This window comes from Devosia sp. ZB163 (genome assembly GCF_028613635.1).
GTDB lineage: Bacteria > Pseudomonadota > Alphaproteobacteria > Rhizobiales > Devosiaceae > Devosia_A.
On the sequence record NZ_JAQRMY010000002.1, the window covers coordinates 595141 to 611754 of the forward strand.

The 16614-nt window shown below is 65.2% G+C and carries 13 protein-coding genes and 1 tRNA gene; 13 read left to right on the plus strand and 1 reads right to left on the minus strand.

Features of this window, described 5'->3' with window-relative positions:
• Positions 1-73: 73 nt before the first annotated feature.
• Positions 74-676 carry a hypothetical protein gene (locus PRN20_RS11065; protein ID WP_273957409.1) on the minus strand — a complete coding sequence of 201 codons (603 nt, stop codon included), beginning with the start codon at positions 674-676 and terminating at the stop codon, positions 74-76.
• Between the two features lie 489 nt (positions 677-1165).
• On the opposite strand from PRN20_RS11065, the gene PRN20_RS11070 reads away from it, so the two are divergent.
• The 13 genes from PRN20_RS11070 (at position 1166) to PRN20_RS11130 (ending at position 16586) form a co-directional block, all read left to right on the plus strand.
• Positions 1166-3541 carry a hypothetical protein gene (locus PRN20_RS11070; protein WP_273957410.1) on the plus strand — a complete coding sequence of 792 codons (2376 nt, stop codon included), beginning with the start codon at positions 1166-1168 and terminating at the stop codon, positions 3539-3541.
• The gene (locus PRN20_RS11075; RefSeq protein ID WP_273957411.1) at positions 3538-5106 is read left to right on the plus strand and encodes a right-handed parallel beta-helix repeat-containing protein; all 1569 of its coding nucleotides are present in this window, start codon (positions 3538-3540) and stop codon (positions 5104-5106) included. The genes PRN20_RS11070 and PRN20_RS11075 overlap by 4 nt, the downstream gene beginning before the upstream one ends.
• Positions 5107-5116: 10 nt before the next feature.
• Positions 5117-5698 carry a hypothetical protein gene (locus PRN20_RS11080; protein ID WP_273957412.1) on the plus strand — a complete coding sequence of 194 codons (582 nt, stop codon included), beginning with the start codon at positions 5117-5119 and terminating at the stop codon, positions 5696-5698.
• 149 nt (positions 5699-5847) lie between these two features.
• A tRNA-Cys gene (locus PRN20_RS11085) sits at positions 5848-5921 on the plus strand.
• 107 nt (positions 5922-6028) lie between these two features.
• Positions 6029-6685: a protein-L-isoaspartate O-methyltransferase family protein gene (locus PRN20_RS11090; RefSeq protein WP_273957413.1), complete on the plus strand. Its 657-nt coding sequence runs from the start codon at positions 6029-6031 to the stop codon at positions 6683-6685.
• 155 nt (positions 6686-6840) lie between these two features.
• The gene (locus PRN20_RS11095) at positions 6841-8223 is read left to right on the plus strand and encodes a TolC family outer membrane protein (RefSeq protein ID WP_273957414.1); all 1383 of its coding nucleotides are present in this window, start codon (positions 6841-6843) and stop codon (positions 8221-8223) included.
• A 139-nt stretch (positions 8224-8362) separates the two neighbouring features.
• Entirely contained in the window at positions 8363-8740 is a 378-nt protein-coding gene (locus PRN20_RS11100; RefSeq protein WP_273957415.1) for a hypothetical protein, read from the plus strand.
• 207 nt (positions 8741-8947) lie between these two features.
• Positions 8948-9619: a PopZ family protein gene (locus PRN20_RS11105; RefSeq protein ID WP_273957416.1), complete on the plus strand. Its 672-nt coding sequence runs from the start codon at positions 8948-8950 to the stop codon at positions 9617-9619.
• 251 nt (positions 9620-9870) lie between these two features.
• Positions 9871-12717, plus strand: coding sequence for a valine--tRNA ligase (locus tag PRN20_RS11110; RefSeq protein ID WP_273957417.1), 2847 nt, complete (start codon positions 9871-9873; stop codon positions 12715-12717).
• 14 nt (positions 12718-12731) lie between these two features.
• Complete coding sequence (locus PRN20_RS11115) at positions 12732-13466, plus strand: CorA family divalent cation transporter (RefSeq protein WP_273957418.1); 735 nt, start codon at positions 12732-12734, stop codon at positions 13464-13466.
• Positions 13429-13692: a CorA family divalent cation transporter gene (locus PRN20_RS11120; RefSeq protein ID WP_273957419.1), complete on the plus strand. Its 264-nt coding sequence runs from the start codon at positions 13429-13431 to the stop codon at positions 13690-13692. Before PRN20_RS11115 ends, PRN20_RS11120 begins: the two co-directional genes overlap by 38 nt.
• A 334-nt stretch (positions 13693-14026) precedes the next feature.
• Positions 14027-15751: a dihydroxy-acid dehydratase gene (gene ilvD / locus PRN20_RS11125; RefSeq protein ID WP_273957420.1), complete on the plus strand. Its 1725-nt coding sequence runs from the start codon at positions 14027-14029 to the stop codon at positions 15749-15751.
• A 43-nt stretch (positions 15752-15794) separates the two neighbouring features.
• Positions 15795-16586 (plus strand): tetratricopeptide repeat protein, encoded by a 792-nt coding sequence (locus PRN20_RS11130; protein WP_273957421.1) that lies wholly within the window; start codon positions 15795-15797, stop codon positions 16584-16586.
• Positions 16587-16614: the final 28 nt, after the last annotated feature.

Genomic DNA, 16614 nt, shown 5'->3' on the forward strand with positions numbered 1-16614 from the left:
CGGTGGCGGGTCAAGACGGTTCAGCGGCCGGCGGCGCCAGGAGAGCGCTCGGCTCTCCCGGCGGCGCTGGAGCTCAGTGCTTGTGGTGCTCGCAGGTTACTGCGGAGTTGAACGGCTCGAGGTCGCCCCTCGGGTTTTCCCGCATGACCCAGACGTGCTGGTCGTAATGCGGCATGAAGCCATGGGCCTCGTCGCCGGGTGTCGCGGGATCGTCGGACATGAAATCCCACAGCCGCCCGGAGAACTCCGGCGGCTCCTTGTTGCCGGCGGCCTCCCACGACTTGACGAAGACGAGGTTCTCGACGCCGACCAGCTGCAGGCTTCCGTCTGCCTGCGGCTCGTAGATCAGAATCGCGGGCTTGCTCCAGTCGGTATAGGTGCTCTCGCCATCCACGCGGGGGGCGGTGGCCGTGATCTTGAGCAGGCCGGGATTGAGATAGTGGATGCCCATGGCGCCATACTCGGCAGGGAACCCGGCCATCTCGGCAGTCACGCAGTGACCGGACGGATCGGGGATGTATCCGTCGGCGAGCGCGGCGTTCACGTCCTGGTATTTCTCGACGGCGCCGCGCACCGACGCAACGTCGGACGCCTGGTCGGCGCGCGCGATTCCCGCGGCGGCGACGCACAAGACCACCAGCGCCGAAGCGCTGAGCTTCCAAACTGCTGTAGACATCCAGTACCTCCTGTTGAATTCGGAGGCAGCGACGGTTCGTCTGGGCGTTTGACCCCTGTCCATGCGCAGTGTTCCGCCTGTCGGCGGATCGTCAGAAACAGCTCGTTCCGGGCATGGATGCCCTGCCGACGCTTCGCTTTCCTCCACACTTGGCAGGTCTGAGCGAGTGCAATTCCAGCAGCACAGAGTTGGGGTTGCACCAGGTCAAACCACCAATCGCGGCAGCCTAGAGCGGGCCCGGGTTGCGGTCAATCTCGGCAGGCGAACGCCCGGAGAGAGACACCGCCGGCGCTCCGATAGTTTGAGTCAAATGTCACAGTACCTATTGAGTAGTCGCCACGGTCTGAAATAGGGTCGAGCTTGCGACTAATACTTCCGGTGGCCTGACATTTGAGCCGCCCGCCTCGCATAGCCTCTCATCTCTACAGACTGCACCCAGGTAACTCACCCAACAGCCCGACATTGCGTCGGGTCCCGAAGGAGTTTGCGGTGTATTCACGTGCGCTTCTCGTCGCCCTGTTCGCAGTTGTGACCGCAATGGTCACGCAGTCGTTCGCCGCGCCGCTTGTCTTACCACCACCTCCGGCCACGGCCGACGAGGCGTGGGACACATTTGACGCCAGGTCCGAGATTGCGATCAGGTACGGCGCGTGCGGCCGCGAGGTGGACTACGCCACGATCCGGCAGAAGATGAGCGAGGAGGACTACGACAAGCAGGGCGAGAACCTGACCGGCATCCTGATCGCCAAGGTCGCCTGGCTCACCGAGGACAGGTTCCGGGGCACCCCGTGCACCTTCAAGCGATCGGTCGCCCGGCCGAGGGCTGCGGATGGCACCCCGCTCCAGTTGGACGCGGACTTCATCGTGGCGCATCTGGGCTGGTGGCAGGATTCCCGGGCCCCGACGGGATGCTCATACCCGACGAGCCGGATCAATCTCACCGACGAGAAACTCGACATAGCGGTCGTCGTCGAGCCCGATTGCCTGCGCAGGCAGGTCAACGAGGCCATCCGCTCGATGGTCAAGAATCGGCAGATGGGGACGCCTCTGCCGTGCTTCGCCGGTTTTCACGCGCATGAGGGAGACTGGGACGTCAACGTGCGCGAGCTCGTTCGCCTTTTCTACATGGGCACGCAGCCGCGCCGGGAGGTGCTCGAGCAGGCCACGATCGACTACATGTACGAGAACCTGCTGTCGGCGCGCGGGCCCGTTTCGGACGCCAGCTACTCGGTGATCAGCGACTGCGACGATCCCGCCGGCGATGAGCTTGGCAGCCCGGAGGATTTCGCCGATCGGGAGTACTGGTACCGCGAGGTGCTGGGAGCCATCGGAGACTTCTTCAAGTGGCTGGCCGAGCTTCCGATCAAGATCGGCGTGCTGGCCATTGCCGGTGCCGGCAGCGTGGCAGCGGCCCCGTTCCTGATCGCCGACGGCACTGATCCGGTCGAACTGCTCGAGCCGCATAGCGATCTCAGAATCCCCGAGACGGAGAACCACCGTCTCATGATCGAGACCTCCAGGTACCTGACCAACGCCAAGATCCTCGTCGACCTCAGGCGGATGGACCACGACAACATCGACGAGATCGAAGAGGAGCAGGCTGGGGTCCGGGACTGGCTACTTAAGCGGCTGAACGAGATCGCGAGTTCCGACTTCGACGAGTACAACGCGCGGCCCTACACGCGGTACAGCCTGAACGCGATCCTGAACCTCTACGATTTCGCCTGCGATCCGACGATCCTCGTCGACAACACGTGCAACGACAGCGCCCTCAAGACGGCGAGCCAGATCGTGCTGGATCTCTCCGGCGCCAAGTTCGCGGCCTCCAGCAACCGGGGACGTCGCGAGCCGCCGTTCCGCCGGTTGTCGGGCAGCGACAATGTCGGCCCCTACGAGATGGTGCAGAACGCGGACCATGAGGTGACCCGCGCTGCAATGTACGCAGGGCAGTCGCAACTGGTGCCCTGGGGGTTCGACGAGCTCGGCGTGGGCAACATGATCTACGCTGCCGTCAGCTCATACCGGTGGCCCAAGGTCGTCCTGAACGTCGCCATCGAGCGCAGCGCCACGTTCTCGCAGTCGGTCCTGCACGCCGGCGTCGAGCAGTATTTCCAGTCTCCGGCCTTCACGATGAGCCTGGGAGGCGTGCCGCGACCCGCAGCACTTCGCGCCTGGGGGTACGAGCTTGGCGAGGACCGCGGCATCGCCATGCCGACCACGATCATCCCGACGATCAGGGGCATCCAGCCGGGAGAGTTCTTCACCATCGAGGGGACCGGCACGGAGGAGGATCGTGCCCAGAACATGTGCGGGTTCGAGGGCTTCATCTGCGGCACCAATCCAAGTTGGCCGACCCAGTTCGATGCCTGCACCACGCGCGAGGAAAGGCTGATCAGCGGCGAAAAGCTCAAGTTCATGCGGTCGGTCGGCTGCGTTCCGGAGGGGCCGCACTTCTATGCCGCCTTCATGAGCCGGCCTTGCGACGATGAATTCTGCGAGGAGGGCGAGACCTATGGAATGATCGAGGTCGTCCCTGCCGCGGCGACCGATGCGGCGCTGCCGGACCCCGTGTTCGATGCGTTCAAGAACTCGCGGCGGGCAAGCCTGCGCGCCTCAGTGCCGGACGACGATGGTTTCGGGTCGTATCTGGACGATTCCGGGCGGACGATCCGCTACCGCATCCATGAAGACGGCTCCTACCTAGCGAGCGTGAACGGAGCTTCGGTTGCTCCGTCCCAGACCCAGGGGGCGGTCGTCACCCGGGCCAGCAACGGCACCGTGACGATCACGAGCCCGACCTATCCGAAATCCATCACCATCAACGTGTCGCGCTGGAACCTGCCGGTGAGGGGCGAAACACCATGATCCGCTCGTTTCTCGTTGCCTTGGCCCTTTCGCTGCTGCCGGTCGGCGCCCAGGCGCAGACCTACGTCGATCGCTGCAGGTCGGATGTCGAACCCGGCGGGATGAACCTGGCCACTGCCCTGGCGGTCAGCCGCGACATCATCATCGACTGTCCGCGCGGCAGTTCGATCAGAATTACCCAGGGCTATCGGTTGCCACCGGGCGTCAGCATCGAAGGGCAGGGGACCACCCTGGATGCTCATGGGCTTCAAGGGACCATCTTCTACGTGCCGCAAGGCGACTTCTCCGCCCAGAACCTGACGATCCAGAATGCGAAGCGCTGGCGCTCGCAACTCGGGCGGTTGGCCTCGGTGCTGCTGGTACAGGGCAACGCTACTCTGGAAGATGTCGAGCTGGTCGCCAACGAGGCGCCCGTGGAGGTCGGCGGGACGGTCACGGTGATCCGGGGGGCGTTTCTCGGGAACGCCTCGACCGCCCTCTATGCTCGTTCCGAAGCGATCATCCGCGACACCCGGTTCCTCGGCAACGGCACCGGCCTCGTCATGCGATCAGGGACGGTAACGAAGAGCGTCTTCTCTCGGAACACCAACGCCGGACTACGCATCTCCCACGCGACCGACGACGTGACGATCACGGGCGCGACGTTCACGTCGAACGAGGGCGGCGGAGCGGTGCAACTGTCGCAACGGGCCGGAACGGAGGGAGTTCTCATCACTATTCGTCGAAGCCGCTTCGAGAACAACGTGAACACGAGCGGGGGCGGAGCGATCACCATCTACGACAGCACCGCCACCGCTTCGTCCGTGGCGCGGCCGATCCTGATGCGCATGCCTCCGGCGCGCTTTCTCGTCGCCTACTCGCAGTTCATCCGCAACCAGGGAACGCAGGCGGGCGCGATCGAGGCTGACCTGTCCTACAGCGACGGATTGCAGGTCGTCGGCGGGATATTCGTCAGCAACGTCTCGTCGTCGGTGGGGGGAGCGATAGCGGCAAAGGGCAGGGGGATGCTCGTCGAGCACAGCCTGTTCCGCGGCAACGACGCACCGCGCGGCGCCGCGATCTACGCCGACTACCCGGACGGCGACTCGCGCTGGATCGTCTCGAACAGCCTTTTCGCCGGGAACTCGACCACCGACGGGGGCATAATCCAGGCCAATCCCGTCGAGCTCTACAACGTCACCATCGCCCGCAACACCGGAATTGGAGTGGTGTCCGACTTCCATGGTCCCGCGAGCCCGGCAACCAAGCTCGCCAACACCATCATTTCCGAGAACAGCACCGGCAACTGTCGGGGCGTGCCTCGGGCGGCATTCGAAGGGTCGAACCTCGTCTTCGGGATCGTCGATTGCGGCGGTGCTTCCGAACTCGATCCGATGCTCGACAGCATGTTCGTGCCGGCGCTGGGCAGTCCCGTGCTGGCGATGGGCGACATCGACACCTGCCGGTCGGCCCCGGTTTCGAGGAACGACATCGTCTTTCAGTCGCGTGCGACTGGCGACCGCTGCGCCCTTGGAGCCTTCGAACGTCCCCCGCATCGGCGCGCGCCGGATATCCTGGAACGGTAGGAGCCCAGCCATGAAGCGACTCATACTCCTGTCGGTGCTGCTCCTCGCCCTGCCGGGTGATGCTCTGGCCGAGGACCTGAAGGACCTGCTGGTCGCCGCCATGAAGGCCAGTGAGCAGCAGCCCAGTCAGCAGGCCCGCCTGACCTTCGTGAGGGACGGCGGCGAGGTCGAGTACGTGATCGAGCGCGTGCAGCCTGACCGCCTGCACATGACCAGCAGCAACGGCTCTGCCGGCTCGGAAACCTTCGTCATCGGCGACGAGGTCTATCAGCGGACTGAGGCCGGCTGGGTTCGCTCGTATGCCGCACAGGCGCCCGCCGTGTTCTCGGTGGCGGCGCTGTTCGATGACGGGCTGCAGAACGTGATCGAACTCGACCCCGTGGTGGCTGGAGGCCGGCAGCGCGTGTTCTCGGCGGAGATCGACTGGTACACGGCGCGAAACCACAATTCAGGCACCATCGAGGTGTGGATCGAAGAGGCCACGAGCCTGCCGAGCCGCATGTCGTTCGCGGGCACTTGTGGATCGGTGCGTTGCGAGTTCGTGCAGACGATGGCCTATGATGCATCGGTTGTGATCGAGGCCCCCGACTAGCGGGCTATCTCCCGTGCCGCTGCCCTCGGCGCCCCGATTTTCGAGAGTGAGTTCCGACGCTTAGCGGAGTTTCTTCAGAAAGCGGCCGTCGACCGGGCGCGTTCAGCTTGCGTAAAGCGTTGCCGTGCCATATGAACCCCGCGCGTTGAGGCCACGTGGCGGAGTGGTTACGCAGCGGATTGCAAATCCGTGTATTCCGGTTCGATTCCGGACGTGGCCTCCATTCCCCTCTTTCGAAATATGTCTGTGTCGCGCCGAAGGCGCGTCCTTGATGCCCATGTGGGGCGGCGCTATGCACCTGCCAGTCGCTTCCAACCGTGAGGAGTTGAGATGGCTGTCGATTTCGCCGCTGCCCGCCTGAAGATGGTCGACAACCAGTTGCGCACCAGCAACGTGACCGACCACCGGGTCCTCGCCGCCATCGGTGAAGTGCCGCGCGAGCTGTTCGTTCCTGCCAATCGTGCTGCGCTCGCCTATGCCGATGTCGTCCATCATCTGGGTGGCGATCGCTACCTCGCGGCGCCTGCTCCCTTCGCAAAGCTCCTGCAGCTCGCCGAGATCACCGAGGCCGACCGGATTCTCGATGTGGGAGCGGGGACGGGGTATTCCACCGCGGTGCTGTCGCAACTCGGCTCCGAGGTGACTGCGCTTGAGCCCGATACCGCGCTCGCCGAGCGCGCCGAGTCGAATCTCAGGGAACTGGGCGTGACCAATGCGACGGTTGCCGTGGGGCCGCTGAACGGCTCGAGCCTGCTGCATTCCCATTTCGACGTCGTGGTGGTCGAAGGTGAGGTGCGCAGCGAGCCGACCGAGCTGACCTACCTGCTGCGCGACGGCGGCCGGCTGGTCGTCGTGATCGCCGGCAACGGCCCGGGCGTTGCCCACGTGTTCGTCAAGTCGGGCGGGGAAGTGGCGGGGCGCAGCGAATTCAATGCCAGTCTTCCACCGCTGACTGCACCGCCCCGTCTGGAAACCTTCGTGTTCTAGCGATAGGAAATACGTACTGACCCGCGGTCGGTCGGTGTTGCCGTCCGACCACGGACCCAAAGATTTCAAAGGCTAGTACGTAACAACCATTGAGTTGCGCAGTTGTGCCGCCCATGTGGCCGGCATATCGTCGGTAGGGCGTCGGAGGTTTGAATATGGGTTACCTGGGGGCAATGCGGGCGGGCGCCCTTGCCATAGCCTTAAGTCTGGTGCCGGCGGCGGCACAGGCGGAGACGCTGAGTTCAGCGCTCACGAGTGCCTACCTGAACAATCCCGAGATCATGTCGGCATTGCTCAACGTCAAGGCGACGGCCGAGAACATCGCGCTCGCCAAGTCGGCCAAGCTACCTTCGATAGGAGTTTCAGGCACTTTCGGTGGATCGTGGACGGCGCCGCAGGGCGGTGACGTTTTCACTGCGCTCGGCTCGACTGCTGGGATCAACTACAGCCAGACGCTGTTCGACAACTTCAAGACCGAAGCCGATATCGAGCAGGCGCGGGCCGGGACCGAGCTGTCGAAATACGCGCTGCGCAATGTCGAGCAGAACATCCTGTTCTCCGTGGTGCAGGCCTACTACGCGGTAATTCGCGATACGCAGCTGGTGCAGCTGCGGCAGGACAACATGGCGTTCTACGATGCGCAGTTGACCTCCGCTGAGGATCGCCTGCGGCTCGGCGAGGGCACCAAGATCGACGTGTCCCAGGCGCAGACCCGCCAGATCGCGGGCGTCGCGCTCTATCAGTCGGCCATCGCCTCGCTGCAGACGAGCCAGGCAAGCTACGAGCGCTATGTGGGCCACAAGCCCAGGAACCTGGTTTACGACTTCAACTTCGGCAAATCGCTCCCGACATCGATTGACGCCGGCATCGCCTCGGCCGAAGACCGTCACCCGGCGCTTCTCGCCGCCCGCGCGGCCATCCGCGTGGCGCAGGCCGGCTCGGACGCCGCCAGCGCCGCGTTCGGTCCTACTCTCAGCCTGATTGGAAGCATCGAGACGAGCATCGCGTACGCCAGCGAACGAAATCTGCAACCGGCAGGCACGGCTAGCGACCTCACCGGGTCCGCACAGCTTCGGCTCTCGGTCCCGCTCTATTCGGGAGGCGCGCTCAGTGCCAGCCTGCGCAAGGCCAACATCCAGCAGATCCAGAGCGAAGTCGATGCGCTGGGCGCCTTCGACACGGTCAAGGAAGCAGTGATCTCCTCGTGGTCGACGCTGCAGAACGCCATCTCGCAGATCCAGTCGGCGGAAGCCGCGGTGGCGTCGGCCGAGCTGGTCGTCGAAGGCACCATTCAGGAACGCGACGTCGGCCAGAAGACCACCCTCGACGTGCTGAACGCCCAGGCCGAATACTCGACGGCACGCGAGGCGCTGATTTCCGCCCGGACGACGCGCATGGTTGCGGCCTTCGCGCTGCTCGCCGCCTCGGGCCGGCTCTCGCCGGACGTGCTGGGCCTCAACATCCCCGTGCACTCGGCCGATGGCTACATCGCGACGGTCGAGGATGTGTGGCTCGAGCTCAGGGCCCTCGACGAATAAGCTCTGGACGCGACCCTGGCCTCGATAGACCAGGCGTTTCGGGCCAAATACTCTCCTCATTGAAGCCGCGGCGCGAGTCTCGCGTCGCGGCTTTTTCACGCGGGCGCCGTTGGGGCGGTCCCGCCTTGGGGGAGAAGTCATGAAGTCACTACCGTTCTGGTTCATTGCCGTCGGCGTACTGCTGGGCTTCGCGGGCATGTTGTGGGGCCTGCAGATGGCCATCACGCAGGATCACACGCTGTCGCCGGGCCACGCGCATAACAACCTGGTCGGCTTCGTGCTGATGATCATCTACGGCGTCTACTACAAGCTGGTGCCGGTGGCGGCCGGTAGCCGGCTGGCGCTGGCTCACTTCATACTGGCGCTCATCGGGGCGCTGACCATGGGCGCCGGGGTGGCCATGGCGACTTCGGGGCAGGGCGAGTGGCTGGCCCAGATCGCGTCCATCGCCACGATCCTGGGCATGGCGGTCTTCGTCTACACCGTCTTCCGCAACCGCGCGGCGCTGACGGTGTAGTCAAGCAGCAACGTCAACGTCTTCCCCCGGATTTCCCTGGGGGAAGACGGCAGCGCGAATTTACCTCCGATTCACAAACTGCGAGCGCTTGGACTAGATTGGTCGAAGCCGATTCGGTCTTTTCGTCGAATCCGGCCAATCAGCGGCCGCGTATCTGGCGGGTAATGTGAGGCAGTGATGAACAAGCCGGCGCCCAAAGAGCCTTCGATGGACGAGATCCTCTCGTCGATCCGGCAGATCATTGCCGACGACGATGCGGGGGCCGCGCCAAAGAAGCCGGCGGCGGCCACGCCTGCTCCGGCGCCTGCCCGCAGCTTCATGCCGCAGCCCGCCCCGCTGCGCCCGTCCCAGCCGGAACCCGAGCCAGAGCCCGAGCCGCTGGCGCTTTCGCCCGAGCAGATCCTGCGCGACACCGCGGCGGAAGACAGCGCCAAGCCGGGCCTCAGCTATTCCGAGCTCCTCGGCTCGGCACCTGCTACCGATTTCGATGCGGCCTCGCTCATCGATCCGGACGATATCGCGTTCGACGTGGAGCCTGAGCCCGAGGCCGTCCCGGTGTTCTCACCGCCGCCGCGCGCCGCCGCCCCCGCTTTTGAACGGCCGGCGCCGCGCCCCGTGGCGCAGGCGGCTCCGATGCCCGATCCGATGCTGTCGGCCGATATCGCCGAGGAACTGCTTGAGCCGGCCACACAATCGGCCGTGCAGAGCACCTTCGCCAAGCTGTCGGGCATGCAGAGCATCGGCACGGGCATCACGCTCGAGGACATGATGCGTGAGATGCTCCGGCCCATGCTGAAGGAATGGCTGGACGAGAACCTGCCCGCCGTCGTCGAGCGCATGGTGGAAAAGGAAATCTCGCGGGTATCGCGCGGGAAGTAGGGGCGCTGACCGGACAGTGCTCCGGTGCGTTTCCGGTCGCGATCGAGATGACATGGATGGGATCCGCAGGTCTTTGGCGTTCCCGCTGTGCCGGTCCGCCTCGGCGCTCAGCCTTGCCTGCCGCAGGCAGGCTCCCCACATCGGCGTGTTGACTTTCGCCACCCGCCTTTGCTTTAGCACTAATTGTCGAATTCTGGCTCGCCCGGCGCCTCTGGCGCGGACTGGTGGGCCGTTGCCGTTGGAAACCACCGATGCTTGAGAAGAACTACGAACCGGCCTCTGTCGAGACCCGTATCTACGAAGAGTGGCAGGAGGCTGGTGCGTTCAAGGCCGGGGCAGGGGCCAAGCCCGGCGCGGAGACCTTCTCCATCGTCATTCCGCCGCCCAACGTCACGGGCTCGCTCCATATCGGGCACGCGCTCAACAACACGATCCAGGACATCCTGATCCGCTTCGAGCGCATGCGCGGCAAGGACGTGCTGTGGCAGCCCGGCACCGACCACGCCGGCATCGCCACCCAGATGATCGTCGAGCGCCAGCTGATGCAGCGCCAGGAACCGTCCCGCCGCGAGATGGGGCGCGAGAAGTTCCTCGAGCGCGTGTGGGAATGGAAGGCCGAATCCGGCGGCACGATCCTCAACCAGCTGAAGCGCCTGGGCGCATCGGCCGATTGGTCGCGCGAGCGCTTCACCATGGACGAGGGCCTTTCCGAGGCCGTCCGCAAGGTGTTCGTGACGCTTTACGAGAAGGGCCTCATCTATCGCGCGAAGCGCCTGGTTAACTGGCACCCCGGCCTCGAGACCGCGATCTCCGACCTCGAGGTCGAGAACATCGAGACCAACGGCAAGATGTGGCACCTGCGCTACCCCATCGAGGGCAGCGAGGAAACCATCACCGTCGCCACCACGCGTCCGGAGACCATGCTGGGCGACGTCGCCGTCGCCGTGCACCCGGAGGACGAGCGCTACAAGCACCTCATCGGCAAGCACGTCATCCTGCCGCTCGTCGGCCGGCGCATCCCCATCATCGGTGACGAGTATGCCGATCCCGAGCTCGGCTCGGGCGCTGTGAAGATCACCCCGGCGCACGACTTCAACGACTTCGAGGTCGGCCAGCGCCACGGGCTCAAGCCCATCAACATCTTCACCACGACGGCCAAGCTGAACAATTCCGTCCCCGAGGCCTATCGCGGGCTCGACCGGTTCGACGCGCGCACCAGGATCGTCGCCGAGCTCGAGGAATCGGGCGTGCTCGTCTGGGTGGACGAGAAGAAGATCATGGTCCCCTACGACGAGAAGTCGAAGCAGATCGTGATCGAGCCGTTCCTGACGGACCAGTGGTTCGTGAAGGCCGAGGTGCTGGCCGAGCCGGCGCTCGCCTCGGTGAAGGAGGGCCGGACCAAGTTCGTGCCCAGGCAGTACGAGAACACCTATTACGCCTGGATGGAGAACATCAAACCCTGGTGCATCTCGCGCCAGCTGTGGTGGGGCCATCAGATTCCGGCCTGGTACGGTCCCCGGCTGAGCACCGATCCCGACTTCAACAATCGCGAGGCGGGGCCGAAGTGCTTCGTCGCCGACAGCGAGGCGGACGCGGTCAAGCTCGCGCAAGCCTACTACGGCAGCCGCAAGATCGAGGTCTACGCCGGTGGCGCCACTGCGCCCGACTATGCCAAGGCGTTCAATGGCTTCGAAGCCACGCAGCGCGACCGGCTCAATGCCGACACCTGGAACGCGCGCAAGCACAAGGACCCGTTCGCCGAGCTCAGTGACAGCAAGGTGCCGCTGCACCGCGACGAAGACGTGCTCGACACGTGGTTCTCGTCGGCGCTGTGGCCGTTCTCGACCATGGGCTGGCCGAACCAGACCCCCGAGCTGGCCAAGTACTATCCGACCGATGTGCTGGTCACCGGCTTCGACATCATCTTCTTCTGGGTTGCCCGCATGATGATGATGGGGCTCGAGTTCACCGGCACCGAGCCCTTCCACACCGTCTACATGCACGCCCTGGTCCGCGACGAGAAGGGCCAGAAGATGAGCAAGACCAAGGGGAACGTCATCGACCCCCTGAACCTCATCGACGAGTACGGCGCCGACGCCACGCGCTTCACGCTGGCCGCCATGGCCGCGCAGGGCCGCGACATGCGCCTCGCCATTGCGCGTGTCGAGGGCTACCGGAATTTCGTGACCAAGCTCTGGAACGCTGCGCGCTTCCTCGAGATGAACGGCTGCGTCCGCGTCGAGGCCTATGACCCGCGCGCCAACACGCTGGCGCTCAACCGCTGGATCGTGGGCTCGACCGCCCGTGCCGCCGCGGCTATCACGGCAGCCATCACGGACTACAAGTTCAACGAAGCCGCCAACGCGGCCTACGACTTCGTCTGGGGCACGTTCTGCGACTGGTACATCGAGCTGGCCAAGCCCGTGTTCACCGGGGAGGACCAGGGGGCCAAGGCCGAGACACAGGCGACAGCGGCATTCGTGCTCGACCAGATCCTGAAGCTCTTGCACCCGTTCATGCCCTTCGTCACCGAGGAGCTGTGGGCCGAGACCGGCAAGGCGGGCCCGGCGCGCGAGAAGCTGCTGATCATCTCCGAGTGGCCCGAGCTGGCCGGCCTCGAGGATGTCGATGCGCAGGCCGAGCTCGATTGGCTGGTGGCGCTGATCTCCGGCATCCGCTCGGTGCGCCAGGAGATGAACGTTCCGGCCGGCGCCAAGATCAAGCTGCTGGTGGTCGGGGCAGGGGAGGAGACCGGCACCCGCGTCGAGGCCAACCTGAGCGCGCTGACCCGTCTCGCCCGCCTCGAGGGCGTCGACTACACCTCGGACGTGCCGCGCGACTCGGCCCAACTGATCCTCAGCGAGGCGACCTTCGTGCTGCCGCTCGCCGGCGTCATCGATCTCGATGCCGAGCGTGGCAGGCTGAAGCGCGACATTGCCAAGGAACAGTCCGAGATCGACAAGATCGACAAGAAGCTCGGCAACGAGCAGTTCCTTGCCAAGGCCGCCGAAGAGGTGATCGAGGAGCAGCGGACGCGCCGTGCCGAAGCCGAGGACAAGGTCAAGCGCCTCACCGAAGCGCTCTCGCGCCTGAGCTAAAGGGAAAATCTACCATGCCGGCCAGCAGTCAGCGTCCGCCGGTGAAGGATTGGCTGACCATCGTGCAGTTCGATGGTCGCGGCGGCGTTCGTCAGCTCGAGGAGGCCGAGGAGGCCGACTTCGTCACGTTGCAGCGTGGCTTCGCGCTCATTTCCGGTAACGCGCGCGCGCCTGAGTTCAAGGTCTGGCTCAAGAAGCAGGTCGGCGATTTCGTCGCCGATCTGATCACCCTGCCGACGACGCGGACGCGCTGCACCATTCTCGATGACCGGGCGCTGGTGGTGCTTCGTGTCGCCCGCCCGGGGGCCGAGCCGGAGGATGTCGGTCGCCAGCTCCTCAGCATGTGGATCGAGAAGGGGCGGGTAATCATCGCCTCTGAACTCAACATCATCGAGCTGCTCGGCATTTCAGCCTGGCAGCAGACCCATCACGCACCGGTATCGCCAGCCGACCTCGTCGCCCGCCTCGCGCTGCGCGCTGCCGACCGCATCGAACCGCTCATCGAGCGGCTGGGAAACAGCCTCGATACGGTCGAGGAAGAGCTGATCGTCAGCCGCAACCACGGCTCGCGCAACCGGCTGGCCCAGCTGCGCCGTACGCTGATCAACATGCGCCGGCTGATCTGGCCGCAGCGGGATGCGCTCACGACGCTGGAAATCGAGGACCTGTCCTTGGGAGGCGGCCTCGCGCACGGCCCGCCTGGGCGACGAGATGCAGACGCTCTCCGAGCGCGCCGTGCTGGTCCATGAACAGCTGCTGGACACCCGCGCCGAGCAGATGAACCGCAACATGCTGGTGCTCGCGGCGGCCACCGTGGTGCTGATGCCGCTGACCGTCATCAGCGGCCTTCTCGGCATGAACGTCGCGGGCATTCCCTTCCACGACAGCCCCTACGCGTTCTGGATCGTGACGCTCGCGCTGGCTGTCCTTGGCGGGGCCATCTACCTCTTCATGCGCCGCCAAAAGTGGATGTAACGGGCTGAGGATTTCAGGCCCGTTTGCTGGTCCGGCGAGGCCCCGGCGGCCCCTATGCTGAACGCCCTCTGAATTCCTCGTGACGTTTTTGCAACAGCAAGTTTGAATCCCGTTTGCCTCTAGTTGCGATCAACGTTTTGCTGAAGAACCCCGCCACATTCTGACCCTAAAAGAAGACGAGGACAGGGGGCGGTCAGGTCGCAACTGGACGGAACCATTTCAGGTGCCGTGCCACGCCAAAAGCGTCTTTCCCGGATCTTGTGCCCCGTCGGGCCTGAGTCACGACGCCTCTACAGGCGCCGCGGGCTTTGGGTCGGACACGCAGGTAAGAAGAATGGCATCGAACTACGTCGATAAGTCGCGCCTTCCTTCGAGGCATGTGACCGAGGGCCCGGAACGGGCTCCCCATCGGTCGTACCTCTATGCGATGGGCCTGACGAGCGAGCAGATCCACCAGCCGCTGGTGGGTGTTGCGACGGCGTGGAACGAAGCTGCCCCCTGCAACATCTCGCTGGCCCGCCAGGCGCAGGCCGTGAAGAAGGGCGTTGCCGCCAATCGCGGCACCCCGCGCGAGTTCACCACCATCACCGTGACCGACGGCATCGCCATGGGCCATGCCGGCATGAAGTCCTCGCTGGCATCGCGCGACGTGATCGCCGATTCGGTCGAGCTCACCATGCGTGGCCACTCGTATGACGCGCTGGTTGCCATGGCCGGCTGCGACAAGTCGCTGCCGGGCATGATGATGGCGATGATCCGCCTCAACGTGCCGTCGATCTTCATCTATGGCGGCTCGATCCTCCCGGGCCGCTTCCGTGGTCGCGATGTCGTGGTCCAGGACCTGTTCGAGGCTGTCGGCCTCCATTCGGTCGGCAAGATGGACGACGAGACCCTCGACGAGCTCGAACGCGTTGCCTGTCCGACGGCCGGCTCGTGCGGCGGCCAGTACACTGCCAACACCATGGCCATGGTCGCCGAGGCGATCGGGCTGGCGCTGCCTTACAGCTGTGGCGCTCCGGCCCCCTACGAAATCCGTGACGCGCTCTGCGCCGCCGCCGGCGAGCAGGTGATGGAACTGCTCAAGGTGCAGCTCCGCCCGCGCGATATCGCCACCCGCAGGGCGTTCGAGAACGCCGCCATGACCGTCGCCGCCACGGGCGGCTCGACCAATGCCGCACTGCATCTGCCGGCGATGGCGCATGAAGCCGGGATCGACTTCGACCTGTTCGACGTCGGTGAGATCTTCAAGAAGACCCCCTATATCGGCAACCTCAAGCCGGGCGGGCAGTACGTCGCCAAGGACCTGTTCGAAGCCGGCGGCATCCCGCTGGTGATGAAGGCGCTGCTCGACGGCGGATACCTGCACGGCGACTGCATGACAGTCACCGGCAAGACCGTGGCCGAGAACCTCGCCAACGTGAAGTTCAACACCGAGCAGGACGTGATCCGCTCGACGTCCAACCCGATCTCGCCGACCGGCGGCGTGGTGTCCCTCAGGGGTAACCTCGCGCCGGACGGGGCGATCGTGAAGGTGGCCGGGCTGAAGACCCTGCGCTTCGTCGGTCCGGCGCGCGTCTTCGACAATGAAGAGGCGTGCTTCGAGGCCGTCGAGAAGCGCACCTACAAGGAAGGCGACGTGCTCGTCATCCGCTACGAGGGTCCCAAGGGCGGCCCGGGCATGCGCGAGATGCTGTCGACGACGGCGGCGCTCTACGGCCAGGGCATGGGCGACAAGGTTGCGCTCATCACCGACGGCCGCTTCTCGGGCGCCACGCGCGGCTTCTGCATCGGCCATGTCGGCCCGGAGGCAGCCATCGGCGGCCCCATCGCCCTCATCGAGGACGGCGACATCATTACGCTCGACGCGACGACCGGAGAGATTTCCGTCGACGTGTCCGACGACGAGCTTGCCCAGCGCAAGGCCAAGTGGGCCCCGCGCGAAACCGAGTATGGCTCGGGCGCCATCTGGAAGTATGCCCAACTGGTGGGGCCGGCACGCTATGGCGCGCTGACCAACCCAGGTGCAAAGGGCGAGAAGGAGCAGTATGCGGACATTTAGGGCTGGAGCCCTTGTTTCCGTTGCAGTGGGTTTTGTGCTCGCCATGGCGACTGCAAGCGGACCTGCTGCCGCACAGGTGAGCGGCGTCCTGCCGTCCCTGCCGGCCGCGCCGGAAACGGCCGCCGACGCTGCACTAGCAATGGCCAACCAGCTCGATGGTGCCGGTGGCGGCATCTCGAGCAAGGACCTGATCGCTGCGCTCGAGGATGCGGCGCTGGCCGGCCAGCCGATGGCGCTGTTCCAGCTAGGTCTCATGTACGAGACCGGCGAAGGCGTCGGCAAGGATCCGGTCAAGGCTTTCGGCTACTTCAGCCAGATCGCCGACGAGCATGCCGACACGGCCCCCAGGGGCGTCGAGGCCGACATCGTCGCGCAGTCGTTCCTCAAGGTCGGCGAGTACTACCGCACCGGCCTTCCGGAGGCCGGCATCCCGAAGAACGAGGCCTACTCGAACAAGCTGATCATGCACGCGGCGTCCTACTTCGGCGATGCCGACGCGCAGTACAAGGTTGGCGAACTCTATCTCGATGATGCCGAACTCGGCGCCAACCCGCTCCAGAGCGCGCGCTGGCTCAACCTCGCGGCCCGCAAGGGGCATGCAGGGGCCCAGGCCAAGCTCGGCAGCATGCTCTTCAATGGCGAGGGCATCGATGGGGACAAGGTCGAGGGCCTGATGTGGCTCACCGTTGCCTCGCGCCGCTCCGCCGGCACGATCGACGAGAGCTGGATCGGCGACCTGCTCAACAACGCCATGTCCGTGGCATCGCCCGAGCAGCGCAAGCGTGCCGTTGAACTGGCCGATTCGCTCGGCGCCCGGTTCGGCGGCCAGCACTAGCCTGCTACCTTCGAGGTGGCTGATGGTG

Bases quoted from the DNA above. Each gene is read 5' to 3' on its own strand.
- PRN20_RS11065 (WP_273957409.1), bottom strand. From the start codon at position 676: ATGTCTACAGCAGTTTGGAAGCTCAGCGCTTCGGCGCTGGTGGTCTTG.
- PRN20_RS11075 (WP_273957411.1), top strand. From the start codon at position 3,538: ATGATCCGCTCGTTTCTCGTTGCCTTGGCCCTTTCGCTGCTGCCGGTC.
- PRN20_RS11080 (WP_273957412.1), top strand. From the start codon at position 5,117: ATGAAGCGACTCATACTCCTGTCGGTGCTGCTCCTCGCCCTGCCGGGT.
- PRN20_RS11090 (WP_273957413.1), top strand. From the start codon at position 6,029: ATGGCTGTCGATTTCGCCGCTGCCCGCCTGAAGATGGTCGACAACCAG.
- PRN20_RS11095 (WP_273957414.1), top strand. From the start codon at position 6,841: ATGGGTTACCTGGGGGCAATGCGGGCGGGCGCCCTTGCCATAGCCTTA.
- PRN20_RS11100 (WP_273957415.1), top strand. From the start codon at position 8,363: ATGAAGTCACTACCGTTCTGGTTCATTGCCGTCGGCGTACTGCTGGGC.
- PRN20_RS11105 (WP_273957416.1), top strand. From the start codon at position 8,948: ATGGACGAGATCCTCTCGTCGATCCGGCAGATCATTGCCGACGACGAT.
- PRN20_RS11110 (WP_273957417.1), top strand. From the start codon at position 9,871: ATGCTTGAGAAGAACTACGAACCGGCCTCTGTCGAGACCCGTATCTAC.
- PRN20_RS11115 (WP_273957418.1), top strand. From the start codon at position 12,732: ATGCCGGCCAGCAGTCAGCGTCCGCCGGTGAAGGATTGGCTGACCATC.
- PRN20_RS11120 (WP_273957419.1), top strand. From the start codon at position 13,429: ATGCAGACGCTCTCCGAGCGCGCCGTGCTGGTCCATGAACAGCTGCTG.
- ilvD (WP_273957420.1), top strand. From the start codon at position 14,027: ATGGCATCGAACTACGTCGATAAGTCGCGCCTTCCTTCGAGGCATGTG.
- PRN20_RS11130 (WP_273957421.1), top strand. From the start codon at position 15,795: ATGGCGACTGCAAGCGGACCTGCTGCCGCACAGGTGAGCGGCGTCCTG.